Below are 17,958 nucleotides of genomic sequence, written 5' to 3' on the forward strand. Positions count from 1 at the left end.
ACAGTGCAGAAAAGAACAGCGACAATACTGAACGGTAGTACATTCGTGAAAAGAGCATTGTTATTTATTGCTTTTTTAAACCTCTATGGGTGTGTAGAGGAGTTTCAGGCAGAGAGTATAGCATTTGAAAGCATTTTGGTCGTAGAAGCTATGCTGACCGATGAATTTAAAAAACATGAAATCATATTATCAACAACGACACCCATTGAAAATGATTCAATAGCTCCAGAACGTGGGGCTTCTGTAAGTATTACAGACTCTAATCAACGGCAATACCTTTTTGAAGAGATTGAAGATGGAAAATATGTATCAATAGAGGAGTTCAATGCTGAAGATGGCGTAGATTATCAATTAGACATTACCACCGCAGATGGAAGGTCATATCAATCAAATGAAAAACGAATAACGGCCACTGGGCAAGTTGATGAGGTGACAGCAAGGCGGGTTGTGAATGAAAACGGAACGGATGGTGTAGAAATACTGGCTACGGGCTCGGGCAACGGTGAAGGCCCCTTCTTTTTTCGCTATGAATTTGAAGAGACTTATCAAGTGATAGCACCTTTTGCGACAAGTCGTATTGACCTAGTGATTGTCTCTGAAAATCCACCTGTGTTAGAAACAGTGCCAAAGATGCAAGAAGAGCGGGTCTGCTATTCCAGCGGTGTGTCCAATTCCATCATATTGTCCAGTACCAATAATTTGATTGGAGATGGAGTGACCAATACACCTGTCCATTTCATTCCAAATGACAACCCGATATTACGGTTCAGGTATAGCATATTGGTAAAACAATTCGTTCAGTCAAGAGAAATACAGGCATTTTATGAGACGTTGTCGACCATTTCAGATTTAGACAATCTTTTTGCACAGATACAGCCAGGTTTTGTTGAGGGCAACATATCATCGACATCGGACCCCAACCAAAAGGTTTTAGGTTTTTTTGAGGTAGCTTCCGTAAGCTCTAAGCGTATTTTTTTTAATTACAGGGATATTTTTCCCGATGTTGATTTTCCCAGATATTTTGAGGATTGTGTTTTCAGAGAGTTTCCTATAATGCCTGTAGGAGAAGAATTTGAAGAATTGAAAGTTTTACTTGGTCTTGGCTACAGATTGGTCGCAATCAATGAAGGTTTCTTTAATAATGCTGTGAGCTATGAAATTGTCTCTCCTGCATGTGGCAATTGCAATAACTTAGGAACCAATGTGGTCCCTGATTTTTGGGAGGAATAGATGAGGATGAAAAGAAAATGTGACAGACTCAGGTTAGAACTATGTTTTTTTAAATCATTCAAGACATCAATGCTTTTTCTATTTCTAACAATGGCAAGCTGTATAGAAGAATTCGAGCCCGAAACAATAACTTTTGAGAATATACTTGTTGTAGAGGCCACATTAACCGATGAATTCGGTAGGCAAGAAATAGTATTGTCACGAACCACCCCCATAGAAAATCAAGCAAACCGACCAGAAGAAAATGCACGCATAGCAATTGTAGAGGGGTCTCAAAATGAGTTTTTATTTGAAGAGGTCGCACCGGGCAACTATCTTTCTTTGCAATCATTTGCTGCTATTGAAAATGAGTCTTACCAATTGCAGATTGAAACTTCGGACGGCAAAATATATAAGTCAAAACAAGAAAATATGCCCAGCACGGCAAATATAGATATGTTAAGTGTCTCAAGAAAAGTAAATGAAAATGGTACTGATGGGGTCGAAATCTCGGTAGATGGAAGCTCTGATAACAATGAAACAACATACTTTAGATATGAATATGAAGAGACCTATCAGATAATATCACCTTTCAATCCATCAACGGATTTATTTGTGATTTCAGAAAACCCACCCTTGGTAGAAGAACGTCTACGAGAAAAACAAGATAGGGTTTGTTATAACACCACTTCATCCAATTCCATTATGATTGCCACGACCCAAGGACTTATAGAGAGTGAAATAACTAATTTCCCCATTCGATTCATTGCGAGTGACGATATTATTTTAAGAAATCGATATAGCATAAACGTGAAACAGTTTACCCAGACTAGGCAAGCACATGCTTTTTATGAAAACCTGCAAGAGTTTTCAGATTTGGAAAGCGTTTTTGCCCAGACACAAGCAGGTTTTATACAGGGTAATATAGAGGCTTTGGAAAACCCGAACGAAAAAGTTTTGGGGTATTTCGAAGTTTCGTCTGTTAGGTCACAAAGAGTTTTTTTTGATTTTAGGGATGTGTTTCCTGACATCAACTTCCCAGCTTTTGTAGCGGATTGTGGAAGTGATGCCATTGAGGGTGGGTTTTTGTTGAATGACCAAGAATTGGTCAACCTTTTGAATTCAGGAAATTTTCGTTTTGTTACTTTCGAATTTGGCGCATATTATTTGGCGCCAGCTGAATGTGTAGACTGTACTTTATTGGGCACAAATATTGAACCTGAATTTTGGGAAGAATGATAAAGAACATGCAGAAAATAATCTATAAATCAATGATACTGCTTGCGGTATTTTTTAGTGCATTGGCTTTTGCACAAACAGCTAAAGACAAACTTGGTCTGTCAGCTTTTCCACAAGAAAGTATCTATGTGCATTACAACAGCTCTCTGTTTTTGACCGGAGAATACATCTATTACAGTGTCTATTGTTTGGATAGGCAAAGTCGAACCTTTAGCAATTTAAGTAAAATAGCCTATGTCGAGTTGATCAACGATGAAGGCAACGTAGTTTTCAAACATAAAATAAAGTTGGAGAATGGAAGGGGGCAGGGAGATTTCTTTATTCCTTCGGATACTCCCTCAGGTAGCTGTAAACTTTTTGGGTATACACAGTTTATGCGCAATGGGCCTCAAGAAGATTTTTTTCAAGGTAATGTGATTGTGGTCAACCCTTACACCAATAATCAACAAAAATTCAGGGGCAAAAGCGAGACTGTCCACTCGAACGAAAGTGTAGAGAAGAGCAATGTTTTATCTGCTTCCCTAAATAAAGACAATTTTAACACAAGGGATAAGGTCACGCTTCAGTTGAAAGCATTTTCTACCATTTCGACAGAAAAATCATTTTCTGTATCTGTGAGAAAGAAGGATGAAATTACCACACCACTAATCCCTACCGCTAAATTCCATATAAGAACAATTACATCAAAGGCCCCAATAACACTGAAAAAACAGGAACTTTTGCCTGAATTGAGAGGTGAGCTGATTTCTGGAAAGGCCTTATCAAATGTTACCTCAAAAACATTGTCAAATGAATCATTGGTTGTCTCTATTCCTGATGACGACTATTTTTTCTCTACCATAAAAACAGACGAAAAAGGCAACTTTTACATAAACTTGTTTGATTACGGTGGTGATGAAATTTTCTTTCAAGGTTTGGGAACAGGCAACGAATTGAAAGTTGCTTTAAATACCCATGAAGAGCTTGATATTGACAACACGCCCTTTTACCAATTCAATTTGGATCAAGACATGCGTAAGACAATTGTTCAAAGAAGCATTCGCAATCAAATTGAAAACAATTATTTTTCATTCAAACCTGATAGTGTAAAGATTCAGCCTAAAAAAGTTCCCTTTTATGGCAACGTGGGTGAGAGCTACATTCTAGATGAATATACGCGATTCAAAACTTTTCGTGAGACAGTTATTGAGATATTGAGAAGTGTGACCATAAAACGTGTTGGAGGGGATGAAAAAATCGAGGTTGATGCCTATTTTGAGAAAGACAACCAATCAGGTTTTTTACCATTGATATTGGTTGATGGTTATTACACCCAAGACTATGAAAAACTTTTGGAATTTGATGCCAGGAAGATTGAGAAAATAAGTGTTTTATCAGGTAAATATGTCATGGGGCCACAAGTTTTTCAAGGTGTAATCGATATTGCGACCTTTGACGAAAACTATACTGAATTTCTTGATTACGAACAACGCAACAGATTCTCCTTGTTTGCGCCACAGCCAAGAAAGTACTATTTCAATCAAGTTTATGGTGATGAAAACAATGCTGCTGACCGGATACCAGATTTTAGACATCAACTTTTATGGAATCCCAATATTACAATGGTTGGTGAGACTAACACTATTGAATTTTTCACTTCAGATGTTGAGGGTGAATATGAAATTTCAATTGAGGGGTTTACCAGCGATTTAAAGCCAATTTCACTGAAAGAAACCTTTGAAGTGAAATAATCCAATTTAATCTGCCATAAAACGTATTCAGAAAAGGTATACTTTAGACCCAAACATCGATTATGCTCACAAAAGTCTTTGGTAGTGCCGTTTTCGGGGTAGAGGCCCAGACCATAACCGTCGAGGTCAATATTGACAAAGGAGTGGGCTATCATTTGGTTGGCCTGCCCGATAATGCCATCAAAGAGAGCAATTACCGTATTGCGGCGGCCCTGAAAAACAACGGGTATAAGATTCCCGGAAAAAAAATCACTATCAACATGGCCCCGGCCGATTTGCGAAAAGAAGGGTCTGCCTACGACTTGACATTGGCATTGGGCATATTGGCGGCGTCGGCGCAAATTCAATCAGAAAACATCAATGAATACGTAATAATGGGGGAACTGTCGTTGGATGGCACGGTACAGCCCATCAAGGGGGCCTTACCGATAGCGATACAGGCTCAAAAAGAGGGCTTTAAGGGCTTTATTCTTCCCAAAGCCAATGCAAAAGAGGCTGCTATAGTGAATAATCTGAAAGTTTTTGGTGTGGAAAACATCAAAGAGGTCATCGAATTTTTTGATGTGGGCACCCCTTTGGAACAAACTATTGTTGATACCCGTGCTGAATTTTACAAGAATCTGGACTTTCCCGAATTTGACTTTTCGGATGTCAAGGGGCAGGAAAGCATCAAACGCTGTATGGAAATCGCCGCTGCGGGTGGACACAACATCATTCTTATCGGTCCACCGGGCGCGGGCAAGACCATGCTCGCCAAACGGCTGCCCTCCATCTTGCCTCCCATGACCCTGCATGAAGCCTTAGAGACGACCAAAATACACAGCGTCGTGGGCAAGATTAAAAATATGGGGCTTATGGCACAACGCCCTTTTCGCAGTCCGCATCATACTAGTAGCAGTGTTGCTCTTGTTGGCGGGGGTAGTTACCCACAACCAGGCGAAATATCATTGGCCCACAATGGGGTTTTGTTTTTGGACGAACTGCCTGAATTTGAACGAAAGGTGCTCGAAGTGATGCGCCAACCGTTGGAAGACCGTGAAGTCACCATCTCCCGGGCCAAATTCACGGTGACCTACCCCAGTAGCTTTATGTTGGTCGCCAGCATGAACCCCAGCCCCAGTGGATATTTCAATGACCCCGATGCGCCCGTCACTTCATCACCGGCAGAGATGCAGCGGTATCTCGGTAAAATATCAGGGCCATTGTTGGATAGGATTGATATTCACATAGAAGTGACCCCCGTACCCTTTGAAAAATTGTCAAGCAATCAAAAAGGGGAGAGCAGCGTTGAAATCAGAAAACGTGTTACAGATGCAAGGGAGGTTCAGACAGTGCGGTTCAAAGACTTTGAAAACATACATTACAATGCCCAGATGGGCACCAAACAGATTCGTGAATTTTGTGCGTTGGATGACGATTCAAAAAATATGCTCAAAAACGCCATGGAGCGGTTAAATTTATCGGCAAGGGCCTATGACCGAATTTTAAAAGTGGCAAGAACCATTGCCGATCTTGAAAACAACGAGACCATCAAAACCACCCATATTGGCGAGGCCATTCAATACCGAAGTTTGGACAGGGAAGGATGGTTGGGGTGATTTTAGACTTACGATTTATGAGATAACCTTGATATTCTTTCTCAGTCCGTCGATAATGCCCAGAATATTCTTTACGGTATCGTTCAGATAATACTTTACGGCCACACTCGGAATACGTATTGTTGTAAACCCATTTTTGAACGAATGCATGGCCTGTTCAAGATCATTGATGGCTTGCTCATGGGTAATCAACTCGGTATCGACATCAATTTCAATGTTGAGTTTTACCCTAGAAATGGCGATGTCTACAAAGCGTTTACCATCCCACCATTCAAGCATGGGGTTGACACCGGCTTTTTTCAGCGCATAGAATAGTTGTACTGCCTCTACAGAGGTGTTATTGTCGAGAATTACTTTTTTGATAAGCTTGGTGTGGCGCTTGCACAGCTCGACACCGAGAGAGTCCATAGCTTCTTTATGCTCAAGATAGCCAATCGCCTTATTACAATCTTTGCAGGTCATGTAAAATTGGTCTGTTAAGTTTAATACTAAGATTTGGGACTATTATAACTAGAGCCTATTGAGTTTCGTATAAAAAAATCGATGTACGACACCCAGTTTGTTGTGAAAAGTGTTTTTTTAGATGAAACGCGACAAGAATGATAGAAACACCTTATTTTTCGATACTGAACCAAAACACAATATGTTTAAAAAATTAGGCCCAGGTGTTCTTGTGGCCGCTGCTTTTATTGGACCTGGAACTGTAACCGTTTGTACATTCGCTGGAGCAGGCTTCGGATACGCATTGCTGTGGGCGTTGCTGCTTTCGATTTTGGCAACGATGGCGCTGCAAGAAATGGCGGCCCGTTTGGGACTGGTGACCAAAAAGGGCTTGGCGGGCACGATACAACAACAAATTAAAAATCCGCTTCTCAAAAAAACAATCCTTATTATCATCCTTGTTGCCATATTGATTGGAAATGCAGCTTATGAAGCAGGAAATATCGGTGGGGGAACGCTTGGTCTTGAAGCATTATTCGGAACAAGACTTTCATTAAGTTATCCGTTTATAATAGGATCTCTGGCATTTTTGCTCCTGTACATTGGCAATTATAAGTTTCTTGAAAAGGTCTTTATCACTTTGGTGATAGTGATGAGTTTATCCTTTCTTTTGGCCGCTATTTTGGTCTCACCTGTATTAAGTGAGTTATTGATGGGGTTGTTTGTCCCACAAATCCCAGAGGGAAGCCTGTTGACCATCGTTGCATTGGTAGGCACCACCATCGTACCCTACAACCTTTTTTTACACGCCTCATTGGTCAATGAAAAATGGCAGTCTGTGAACGATATGCAATATGTACGATGGGACACTGTTGTCTCAATTGGTCTTGGCGGACTTGTTTCAATGGCCATTATCGTGGCCGCAGCTGCCATTGACGGCAATCAGCTCAACAACGCCCTCGACCTGGCAAAAACGTTGGAGCCGGTTTATGGTGCTGCTGCACGCTATTTTTTGGGGATTGGACTGTTTGCTGCCGGTGTTACCTCGGCCATTACGGCTCCGCTGGCTGCTGCCTATGTTGCCAGTAGTGTATTTGGATGGAAAAACGATTTAAAGGATTGGCGTTTCAGGACAATATGGATGGTCATTTTGTTTATTGGGGTCATCAGCCTCTTTTTTGAAATCCGTCCCATTGAAATCATTCGATTCGCCCAAGTTGCCAATGGTCTGTTATTGCCCGTGGTTGCTGTATTTTTAGTATGGATTTGTAATAAAAGGAGTGTGTTGGGAGATTTTGCCAATACTTCCACACAAAAACTTTTGGGATATGCTATTGTCGGTTTGGCCTTTTTTCTCGGTGCCAGTGGTATTTTAAAAGTTTTTGGTATTATTTGAAATGCGAAATACAAAGTAAGAACTTAGAAGTACGAATGTAGAATAACGAAACATAAGGCGTGCGGCTTACAGCCCAAATAAAAATGAACAGCAAACTACAAACGATAAATTCTAAACCAACATATATAGATATCAACTGTGATGTGGGCGAAGGGGTGCAGAATGAATCCGCACTTTTTCCATATATCAGTTCGTGCAGTGTTGCGTGTGGCGGGCATGCGGGTGACGCTGAGGCCATAAAAAAAACCGTATTGCTTGCCAACGAGCACAATGTTAGAATAGGGGCGCACCCGTCCTATCCCGATAAAAAGAATTTTGGCCGTAAAATGATGGATATTTCAATTGAGAAATTAAAAGCATCCATCAGTTCACAACTTGAATTGTTTCTCAATGTGGTTGCCAAAGAAAAAATACGGATGCACCATATCAAACCACATGGGGCACTGTACAATGCAGTGGCGGCGAACAGAACCTTGGCAGTGGCTTTTTTGGATGCCGTTGAAATCTATCGGGCTGAGGCCATTTTGTACGTGCCTCCCCAATCGCATATCGCCAATGAAGCCAATAGAAGGGGGTTCAGGGTCAAACATGAAGCTTTTGGCGATCGCAATTACAACGATGACCTAACTCTGGTTTCACGCCATAACCCCAAAGCTGTTATAGAAAGACCGATAGTGGTGCTTCAGCACATGCAACACATCATTGCAGAGCAAAAGGTCAAGACACTTTCCGGTAAACAGTTGCCGTTAACTGCACAGACCTTTTGCATACATGGCGACAACCCAAAAGCTTTGCAAATATTGATGTATCTTACAGAACAATTACCCAAAGCTGACATTCATTTGAAAAAGTGACCCATTATCCGATTTCAATAAAACTGTATGGCAGCAATGCCCTCCTGCTAGAATGGCCAGAAGAAGTTTCGGAGTCCATTTTAAAGAATATTCTTCAGTTTGAACAGCATCTTTCACAAAAGCTTTCCAAATCGTTTGAATTGATTGTGGCCTACAATTCATTGACATTGATTGATGTAGCGGGCACAACGGATTTAAAAGCATTGAGCAATGACGTGAAGATTTGGTATAAAGAAATGACACCGGGTTTAAAACTCAGAAGATTTTTGTGGAAGCTGCCTGTTTGTTATGATGAAGTTTTTGGTATCGACCTGCCGTATGTTTCCAAAGAATTGAACTTTGCACCCGAAGAAGTCGTTCGACTGCATACCTCGCAAAGCTTCACGGTCTATGGAATCGGTTTTTTACCGGGATTTATGTATTTGGGCGGATTGCCCGATGGCCTGCAACTGCCGCGACGCAAAGAACCAAGAATGAAAGTGGCCAAGGGTGCTGTGGGCCTTGCTGGTCTACAGACAGGCATCTACCCGCAAGAATCGCCGGGGGGCTGGCACATCATCGGCAGCTGCCCCATACCCATGTTCAACATCGAAAACAAAAAACCGTGTTTCATCAATGTAGGCGACAAGATTCAATTTGAGGCCATTACCAAAGCGGAGCATGGCTTACATAAAATTGAAGGCGAAGTGGGCATTTTTGAACCCTTAAAGGAAGAGTGGGATGCTTAAGGTACTAAAACCCGGTTTTTATACAACATTGCAAGACCAGGGCCGATTTGGCCACAGAAACAAAGGGGTGCCCGTTTCAGGTGTGATGGATGCCTATTCGGCCGCCAATGCCAATGCCATGCTTGAAAATGACCCCAATGATGCAGTACTTGAGATTACCATGACAGGCCCTGTGCTTGAGTTTACCGAAGAAACGACCATTTGCCTGACAGGCGCACTGATGTCCCCTGAATTGAATGGTCAATCGGTAAATAACCTTGAAATCATTCAGGTGAAAACGGGTGACGTACTTTCCTTTGGCACGCTGGTGAAGGGATTACGAACCTATCTTGGCATTAAAGGTGGATTTCTGTTGGATGAAGTTTTGGGAAGTCGTTCATACTACCATCCAGTGACAGAACACAAATGCATAACTGAAAATATGCAACTTGCGTATGTACCCCACCCAGATTTTACGCCCAAACTCATTCAGGCAAAAATGGACAACTTTCTCGATGAATTTATTCTTGAAGCTACAAAGGGGCCTGAATTCGATTTGTTGGGAAAGAAGGAAGCTGGGCTACCTTTTTCTAAAGAGTTCACCATCTCCAAAGAGAATAACCGAATGGGATATCAGCTTAATGAAAAGCTTTCAGTGCACACTAAAAGCATGCTGACCTCTGCTACCTTGCCGGGTACAGTACAATTGACACCCTCTGGCCGAATCATCATTTTGATGAAAGACGGGCAGACCACTGGCGGATACCCCAGGGTGTTGAACCTGACTCCGGCCGCCATCAATATTTTGGCGCAAAAAAGAATGGGTGATAAAATCAAGTTTGCCTTGTTGCAATAGTCAAAAAGATTTATCTCATCAGGCACCCCACTTCTTGTCCACGCAAAAGGTGAAGTGAATATGGTAATCACAAACGATTTATTCCATTTATAATCAGTCAGTTGAATGTTTTTTTTTAATTGTGGATTTAAAGTCATTAACGTTGTTAAAAAATTAAGGTATTCCAATCATTTATCTTTGAAAGCTTAAGAAAATAGGTCTCTTTCAACGGTTTGGAAGAAGTTTTTATGAAAGAATTGAACAAATACAGCAAGAACGTCACCCAAGACCCCACGCAACCTGCCGCACAGGCTATGCTACATGCCATAGGGCTGAGTGAAGATGATTTGAAAAAGCCTTTGATAGGCATAGGAAGCACGGGGTATGAAGGGAATCCCTGTAACATGCACTTGAATGACCTATCAAAACATGTAAAAGAAGGCATTCAATCCTCAGATTTGGTCGGATTGATTTTCAACACCATTGGTGTCAGCGATGGCATCTCCATGGGTACATACGGTATGCGATACTCCCTTCCGTCAAGGGACATCATAGCCGATTCCATGGAAACTGTGGTACAGGCCATGAATTATGACGGATTGATAACCGTTGTGGGCTGTGACAAAAACATGCCCGGTGCGTTGATGGCGATGATTCGTTTGAACCGTCCATCGATATTGGTGTATGGGGGCACCATTGCATCCGGTTGCCTCAACGATAAAAAGTTGGATGTGGTTTCTGCCTTTGAGGCCTGGGGCCAGAAGGTGGCTGGTACTTTAAACGAAGAAGATTATAAAGCCGTGATTCAAAATGCTTGTCCTGGCGCGGGTGCCTGTGGTGGTATGTACACGGCCAATACCATGGCCTCGGCCATTGAGGCCTTGGGCATGTCGATGCCGTATAGTTCCTCCAATCCGGCCATCGGAAAAGAAAAGAAAAACGATTGCCTCGCTGCCGGTAAGGCATTGCGTCACCTTTTGGAAAATGATATCAAACCAAGTGACATCATCACAAAAAAATCCTTGGAAAATGCGGTGCGATTGATAACGGTGCTGGGCGGTTCGACCAATGCGGTATTGCACTTTTTGGCCATTGCAAAAGCGGCAGAGATTGATTTTGGATTGGATGATTTTCAACGTATCAGTGATACCACACCGTTTTTGGCAGATTTAAAACCCAGCGGAAAATTTTTGATGGAAGATGTGCACCGAGTGGGCGGTATCCCCGCCGTGATGAAGTTCATGCTCGAAAACAGAATGTTGCATGGTGGGTGCCTTACGGTAACTGGAAAAACCATTGCTGAAAACTTGGCAGGAGTGCCCAGTTTGGCAGAAGGCCAACAAGTGGTACACGGTTTGGATAATCCCATTAAAGAGACTGGCCATCTCCGCATTCTACACGGCAATCTCGCTGAAGAGGGAGCCGTTGCCAAGATTACCGGTAAAGAAGGATTGCATTTTTCCGGCCCGGCCAAAGTATTTGATGGGGAGTTTGAAGCCAATGATGGCATTCGGGATGGTATGGTTAAAAAAGGTGATGTAGTCGTTATACGATATGAAGGCCCTAAAGGTGGGCCGGGTATGCCCGAGATGCTCAAACCGACTGCTGCCATTATGGGTGCGGGTCTAGGCAAGGATGTGGCGTTGATCACCGACGGACGCTTTTCTGGGGGTACCCATGGTTTTGTAGTGGGGCACATTGCCCCTGAAGCACAAGATGGCGGTAACCTCGCCTTGGTGCAAGATGGCGATATAATCACAATCGATGCCGAAAAAAATATGATTTCGGTGGATTTATCAGCTGAAGAATTGCAGAAGCGACAAAAAAATTGGAAACAGCCAAATTTAAAAGTCAAAAAAGGAAGTTTGTACAAATACGCAAAGACGGTATCATCAGCCTCACAAGGTTGTGTTACAGATTTATTATAGTGTTAGTTGAAATTGTTCCCTTGAGGGGACTTTAGGGGTGTTGCAAAATATCTTATAAAGGTGTATAGCCTATGGAAACATTAAAAAAAGAACAGAAAACGACCGAGAACAAAGCAACGATACGGGTGAGTGGGGCCGAGGCCATCATTCATTGCCTTCTTGCTGAGGGTGTTGATTTGATCTACGGGTATCCCGGTGGGGCCATCATGCCGGTTTATGATGAACTCTATAAATTTCAAGATAAACTCACTCATATTTTGACACGCCACGAACAGGGTGCCACCCATGCCGCACAGGGTTATGCCAGAGTGAGCGGTAGGGTCGGGGTTGCCATGGCCACTTCAGGTCCGGGGGCGACCAACTTGGTAACCGGTTTGGCCGATGCCCAGATTGATTCCACCCCCATGGTGTGCATCACGGGCCAAGTGCCACGTCATCTATTGGGTTCGGATGCGTTTCAAGAAACGGATATTGTGGGTATTTCAACGCCTGTTACCAAATGGAACTATCAGATAACAAAAGCCTCCGAGATTCCTGAAATCATGGCCAAGGCATTTTTTATTGCCAAATCGGGTAGGCCAGGTCCGGTGTTGGTCGATATCACCAAAAACGCACAATTTGATGAGCTTGATTTCACTTACGAAAAGTGTATAGGGGTACGCAGTTATAAACCGGTTCCCGCTCCAGATTTAAGTGCTTTGGAAGAAGCCGCAAAACTGATTAATGATGCCAAAAAACCCTATATCGTCTGGGGTCAGGGAATCATTTTAGGCCAAGCCGAAGAGGAACTGAAAGCATTGATTGAGAAAGCGGGCATTCCCGCCGCTTGGACCATTATGGGCGAATCGGCCATTGATTCCGACCATCCCTTAAATGTGGGCATGGTGGGGATGCATGGCAATTATGGCCCAAATGTTTTGACGAATGAGTGCGATGTGCTGCTTGCCATCGGCATGCGTTTTGACGACCGTGTGACCGGTCGATTGGACGAGTATGCCAAACAGGCCAAAGTCATCCATTTTGAGATAGACCCGGCCGAAGTGGGCAAAAATGTGAAACCTGATGTCGCTGTTTTGGGAAATTGTAAGGAAACGTTGGAGCTTATCCTTCCCATGGTTAAAAAAAACAATCACGAAACATGGCACAACGAGTTCAAAAAGAAATACGATGAAGAATTCGACCAGGTCATCAAAAATGATTTGAATCCTGATAAACCAGGGCTGACCATGGGTGAGGTGGTGGAAGAAATCAACAAGGCCTCACAGCATAAAGCGGTCATTGTGACCGACGTAGGGCAGCATCAGATGGTGGCCTGTCGATATGCGAAATTCAAGCAGAGCAAGAGCAATATTACCTCAGGTGGTTTGGGCACCATGGGTTTTGCACTGCCCGCTGCCATCGGGGCACAGCAAGGTGCGCCCGAACGCACTGTCGTTGCCATCATTGGTGACGGGGGCTACCAAATGACCATACAAGAACTGGGGGTGATTGCCCAGCATAACCTTCCGGTAAAGATTGTGGTGCTCAACAATAATTTTTTGGGGATGGTACGGCAATGGCAACAACTGTTCTTTGAAAAACGCTATGCATCCACCGAATTGGTGAATCCTGATTTTGTGAAGATTGCAGAAGGATACCGCATCGAATCGAATCGGGTTTCCGAGCGCAAGGACTTAATATCCGCAATCCAGCAGATGATGGATTTTGACGGTCCTTATTTCTTGGAGGTTGAGGTAGAGAAAGAAGATAATGTATTTCCGATGATTCCCTCGGGGGCATCGGTTTCAGAAATCCGCTTAAAGTAAAAAAAGAATTCGCAGTTTATAAACGAATAGGATAATAGCATATTTAACAGACTTCTCAAGTTTTTTTAAACCTGAGAAGTCCTAACAAAATGAAATACTAATCTAAATTTCCCGAATAATCTCCCTTTCCCCTTTGGGGAGAGGGTCGGGGAGAGGGGCTTTATGAAAAATCAATGGTTCACCATATCGGTCTATTCCGAAAACAGTGTTGGCTTGCTCAACCGCATTTCAGGCATATTTCTGAAACGACACATCAATATCGAAAGTTTGAATGTGTCAAAATCTGAAATAGAGCACGTGTCAAAGTTTACCATAGTGGTATTCACGACCGAAGATTGGGTTCAAAAAATAGTCCGACAGATAGAAAAACAGGTAGAGGTCATCAGAGCTTTTTATCATACCGATGATGAAATTGTTTACCAAGAGTCGGCACTGTTCAAGATTAAATCCGGTTTGCTTTTTGACGAACCCCAAATTCAAAATGCCATCAAGGAAAGCAATTCCAAGATCGTTACGGTGCATCGAGAATTTTTTGTGTTGGCCAAAACGGGGCGAAGGCATGAAATCGACGAGATGCACGACCGCTTGGAACCTTTTGGCATCATGCAGTTTGTGCGTTCAGGCCGTATTGCCGTCTCAAAGGCCGAAATGCCGATTACCGAAATCTTAGAAGAATTTCAACTGAACAATTAAAATAGATAATAGTAACACTAATATGGATTTCCGACTTCTCGGGAATGGAAAAAACAAATTAAATATGACGAATTACTTCAACTCATTGTCGCTGCGAGACCAGCTACAACAACTCGGTAAATGCCGTTTTATGGAGTCTCATGAATTCAGCGACGGTGTGAATGCTTTGAAGGGTAAAAAAATTGTGATTGTAGGCTGCGGGGCGCAAGGTCTGAACCAAGGCTTGAACATGCGCGATTCGGGTCTTGATATTTCGTATGCTTTGCGAGAGGCTGCCATTAAAGAAAAGCGACAATCCTACAAAAATGCCACCGAGAACAATTTTAATGTCGGCACGTATGAAGAATTGATTCCGACAGCTGATATGGTCATCAATCTCACGCCCGACAAACAACACACCAATGTGGTGAGTACCGTGATGCCCTTGATGAAAAAAGGGGCGACGCTTTCGTATTCCCACGGATTCAATATCGTGGAAGAGGGCATGCAGGTACGCGACGATCTGACCGTTATCATGGTAGCTCCGAAAAGCCCTGGGTCTGAGGTTCGTGAAGAGTATAAAAGGGGTTTTGGCGTGCCGACGCTGATTGCGGTGCACCCCGAAAATGACCCAGAAGGTAAAGGATTGGCACAGGCAAAAGCCTATGCTGCCGCCACGGGCGGACATAAAGCCGGCGTGCTGGAGTCTTCTTTTGTGGCCGAGGTAAAGTCTGATTTAATGGGAGAACAGACCATTTTGTGTGGCTTGTTACAAACGGGCAGCATTCTGTGTTTTGATAAAATGGTGGAAAAAGGAGTGGATGCGGGATATGCATCCAAATTGATTCAATATGGATGGGAGACCATCACCGAAAGTCTGAAGCATGGTGGCATCACCAACATGATGGACCGACTTTCGAATCCCGCGAAAATCAAGGCTTTTGATTTGTCAGAGGAAATGAAGGAAATCATGCGACCGTTGTTCCAAAAACACATGGACGACATCATGAGCGGTCATTTTTCAAAAACCATGATGGAAGATTGGGCCAATGACGATAAAAACTTGTTGACATGGCGTGCGGCCACTGGCGAAACCGCTTTTGAAAAAACGCCTGCAGGCAGTGATGAAATTTCAGAACAGGAATATTACGACCTTGGGGTGTTGATGGTGGCTTTTGTGAAAGCAGGGGTCGAACTGGCCTATGAGACGATGACCGAATCGGGCATTATCGGTGAATCGGCCTATTATGAGTCGTTGCATGAAACACCTTTAATCGCCAATACCATAGCCCGCAAAAAGCTTTTCGAGATGAACCGTGTAATCTCTGATACGGCCGAGTATGGTTGTTATCTCTTTGACCATGCCTGCAAACCTTTGCTCAAAGATTTTATGAAAAACATTGATACAGATGTCATCGGGCAGCAGTATGGGAAAGACCGCAATAATGGAGTGGACAATCGCCGACTCATTGAGGTCAACAAAGCCATCCGTGACCATGATGTGGAAGTTGTTGGGGCACGGTTGCGTGAATCAATGACAGCCATGAAACCGATTGCATAGTCCCCTCTCCTAAATCCTCTCCCCAAGAGGGAGAGGACTTTGAATCTCTACATAAACTTACCCACAATCCCAAAGAATTGATTATGGATGCTAAAAAAGTAACGATTCCAGAAGAATATCAAATCAAGGAGCAGATCCACCAGCGACACTATTTGGTCAATGGGGGGTTCAAACCTTGGGATGGAAAGATGGCTGAGGTAATTTCCACTATTTCCTCCACAGAAAACTACCAACCGACCGTTTTGGGGAGCATCCCCGATATGGGCGAAGAGGAAGCACTGGAAGCCTTGGATGCAGCTTTGGCAGCTTATGACCAAGGGCAGGGCCTATGGCCGACCATGAAGGTCAAGGACCGTTTGGAGTGCATGGAAGGTTTTGTCAAAAAGATGGAGACCAAGCGTGAGGAGGTCGTCAAGCTCTTGATGTGGGAAATCGGAAAATCAAAACCCGATTCGTACAAAGAATTTGACCGTACGGTGGAATACATCTACGATACCATTGAAGAATACAAGCAATTGGACCGTGATTCGGCCAAATTTCAAAAGCATGATGGTGTGTATGCACATATTCGAAGAGGTCCGCTAGGGGTCGTGCTTTGTCTGGGGCCGTACAATTACCCCTTGAACGAAACTTTTGCCTTGCTGATTCCCGCCATTATTATGGGCAATACTACTATATTCAAACCTGCCAAGCATGGCGTGCTGTTGATTACACCGTTGCTGGAGGCTTTTAAAAGTTGTTTCCCGAAAGGCGTGGTCAATATTCTGTTCGGCCGTGGCAGGGCAGTGGCCGCACCGATTATGAAAACGGGCAAAGTGGATGTTTTGGCATTGATCGGTAACAGTAAATCTGCCAATGCATTGCAGGAACAGCATTCAAAAAGCAATCGGTTGCGCTTGGTCTTGGGATTGGAAGCGAAAAACCCCGCCATCATCATGCCAGATGCCAACATGCAATTGACGATTGACGAAGTCATTGCGGGCACCACTTCCTTTAACGGGCAACGCTGTACCGCATTGAAAGTGGTGTATGTGCATGAGGATGTAAAAGAGGAATTTCTAAAAAAATATTCCGAAGCCATCGATGGCCTGAATTTTGGAAATCCATGGGATGAGGGTGTGAAACTGACGCCATTGCCTGAGCCTGGAAAACCCGATTACATTCAAGAATTGTTGGACGATGCCTTGGCAAAGGGTGCCAAAATACAGAACAAAAAAGGCGGTCAGCGTACCGAAAACTATATTTGGCCCGCGGTGCTGTACCCCGTGACCAAAGACATGCGGGTGTACCAAGAAGAACAGTTTGGCCCTATAGTACCAGTGCTCTCTTTTTCAGATATCTCTGAACCATTGGACGATATGGCAGAGAGCAACTACGGCCAACAAGTGAGTTTGTTCGGCAAAGATGTGTACACCATGTCGCCCCTGATCGATACTTTGGCCAACTTGGTCTGCCGTGTAAACCTGAACAGTTCATGCCAACGTGGCCCCGATGTGTATCCCTTTACTGGAAGAAAAGATTCCGCGCAATCGACCCTGAGTGTGCATGATGCGCTGCGCTCGTTCAGTATTCGCACCTTTGTCGCCTTTAAGGACAATGAGTTGAACAACGAGACCATCGAGCAGCTACTGGAGGCCAAGGTCAGTAATTTTTTGAGTACGGATTATATTTTATAGACGTAAGACCGCTTCGCTTTTAGATAAGACATAAGACTGGTTTTATATCTGGCTATCCAAACATCTCAGGTGTAATTGTCCCCTTGAGGGGACAGTCTGCCATCGGCGGGCAGGGGTGTTATTGTCAATCTCTCTTTCCCTATGGCTATTGTGTGGTGGGAATCTTTACTGTAAGAATATCATAAGTGATAAAAAGCCCAGGTTGTTCTAAAAATAGAGAGGTTTTGTTATCGCCGCGCTTTTGGTGCGGTGACTGCGCCAGCAGTGCAGCAAAAGTACGCCGCAGGCGTATTCGACATCATCGGTT

At 43.5% G+C, this 17,958-nt stretch carries 14 protein-coding genes; 13 read left to right on the plus strand and 1 reads right to left on the minus strand.

Features of this window, described 5'->3' with window-relative positions; translation table 11 throughout:
- Positions 1-3: 3 nt before the first annotated feature.
- From AAAH86_RS03790 to AAAH86_RS03805, 4 genes are all read left to right on the plus strand, one after another.
- On the plus strand, positions 4-1,230 hold the full coding sequence (locus AAAH86_RS03790; RefSeq protein ID WP_343486169.1) for a DUF4249 domain-containing protein: 1,227 nt from the start codon (positions 4-6) through the stop codon (positions 1,228-1,230).
- Positions 1,231-1,320: 90 nt separating this feature from the next.
- Complete coding sequence (locus tag AAAH86_RS03795) at positions 1,321-2,448, plus strand: DUF4249 domain-containing protein (RefSeq protein ID WP_343486170.1); 1,128 nt, start codon at positions 1,321-1,323, stop codon at positions 2,446-2,448.
- 8 nt (positions 2,449-2,456) lie between these two features.
- Entirely contained in the window at positions 2,457-4,178 is a 1,722-nt protein-coding gene (locus AAAH86_RS03800) for a hypothetical protein (RefSeq protein WP_343486171.1), read from the plus strand.
- A 62-nt stretch (positions 4,179-4,240) separates the two neighbouring features.
- Complete coding sequence (locus AAAH86_RS03805) at positions 4,241-5,776, plus strand: YifB family Mg chelatase-like AAA ATPase (protein ID WP_343486172.1); 1,536 nt, start codon at positions 4,241-4,243, stop codon at positions 5,774-5,776.
- A gap of 15 nt (positions 5,777-5,791) precedes the next feature.
- Here AAAH86_RS03805 and AAAH86_RS03810 read toward each other — a convergent pair whose 3' ends face one another.
- Positions 5,792-6,238: a hypothetical protein gene (locus tag AAAH86_RS03810; RefSeq protein ID WP_343486173.1), complete on the minus strand. Its 447-nt coding sequence runs from the start codon at positions 6,236-6,238 to the stop codon at positions 5,792-5,794.
- A 181-nt stretch (positions 6,239-6,419) separates the two neighbouring features.
- Here AAAH86_RS03810 and AAAH86_RS03815 point away from each other — a divergent pair, with 181 nt between their 5' ends.
- The 9 genes from AAAH86_RS03815 (at position 6,420) to AAAH86_RS03855 (ending at position 17,651) form a co-directional block, all read left to right on the plus strand.
- A complete protein-coding gene (locus tag AAAH86_RS03815) occupies positions 6,420-7,613 on the plus strand; it encodes an Nramp family divalent metal transporter (protein ID WP_343486174.1) in 1,194 nt (397 codons plus the stop codon).
- 83 nt (positions 7,614-7,696) lie between these two features.
- Positions 7,697-8,467: a 5-oxoprolinase subunit PxpA gene (gene pxpA, locus AAAH86_RS03820; RefSeq protein WP_343486175.1), complete on the plus strand. Its 771-nt coding sequence runs from the start codon at positions 7,697-7,699 to the stop codon at positions 8,465-8,467.
- Positions 8,464-9,195: a 5-oxoprolinase subunit PxpB gene (pxpB, locus tag AAAH86_RS03825; RefSeq protein WP_343486176.1), complete on the plus strand. Its 732-nt coding sequence runs from the start codon at positions 8,464-8,466 to the stop codon at positions 9,193-9,195. The genes pxpA and pxpB overlap by 4 nt, the downstream gene beginning before the upstream one ends.
- Positions 9,188-10,030, plus strand: coding sequence for a biotin-dependent carboxyltransferase family protein (locus AAAH86_RS03830; protein WP_343486177.1), 843 nt, complete (start codon positions 9,188-9,190; stop codon positions 10,028-10,030). Before pxpB ends, AAAH86_RS03830 begins: the two co-directional genes overlap by 8 nt.
- 227 nt (positions 10,031-10,257) lie before the next feature.
- Entirely contained in the window at positions 10,258-11,937 is a 1,680-nt protein-coding gene (gene ilvD, locus AAAH86_RS03835) for a dihydroxy-acid dehydratase (protein WP_343486178.1), read from the plus strand.
- Between the two features lie 71 nt (positions 11,938-12,008).
- The gene (gene ilvB / locus AAAH86_RS03840; protein ID WP_343486179.1) at positions 12,009-13,742 is read left to right on the plus strand and encodes a biosynthetic-type acetolactate synthase large subunit; all 1,734 of its coding nucleotides are present in this window, start codon (positions 12,009-12,011) and stop codon (positions 13,740-13,742) included.
- 162 nt (positions 13,743-13,904) lie between these two features.
- A complete protein-coding gene (ilvN, locus tag AAAH86_RS03845) occupies positions 13,905-14,435 on the plus strand; it encodes an acetolactate synthase small subunit (RefSeq protein WP_343486180.1) in 531 nt (176 codons plus the stop codon).
- Between the two features lie 64 nt (positions 14,436-14,499).
- Complete coding sequence (gene ilvC / locus AAAH86_RS03850; RefSeq protein WP_343486181.1) at positions 14,500-15,975, plus strand: ketol-acid reductoisomerase; 1,476 nt, start codon at positions 14,500-14,502, stop codon at positions 15,973-15,975.
- Between the two features lie 83 nt (positions 15,976-16,058).
- Positions 16,059-17,651 carry an NADP-dependent glyceraldehyde-3-phosphate dehydrogenase gene (locus tag AAAH86_RS03855; protein ID WP_343486182.1) on the plus strand — a complete coding sequence of 531 codons (1,593 nt, stop codon included), beginning with the start codon at positions 16,059-16,061 and terminating at the stop codon, positions 17,649-17,651.
- Positions 17,652-17,958 lie beyond the last annotated feature (307 nt).

It is taken from the genome of Allomuricauda sp. d1, assembly GCF_039592695.1.
In the GTDB taxonomy this organism is placed as follows: Bacteria; Bacteroidota; Bacteroidia; order Flavobacteriales; family Flavobacteriaceae; genus Flagellimonas_A.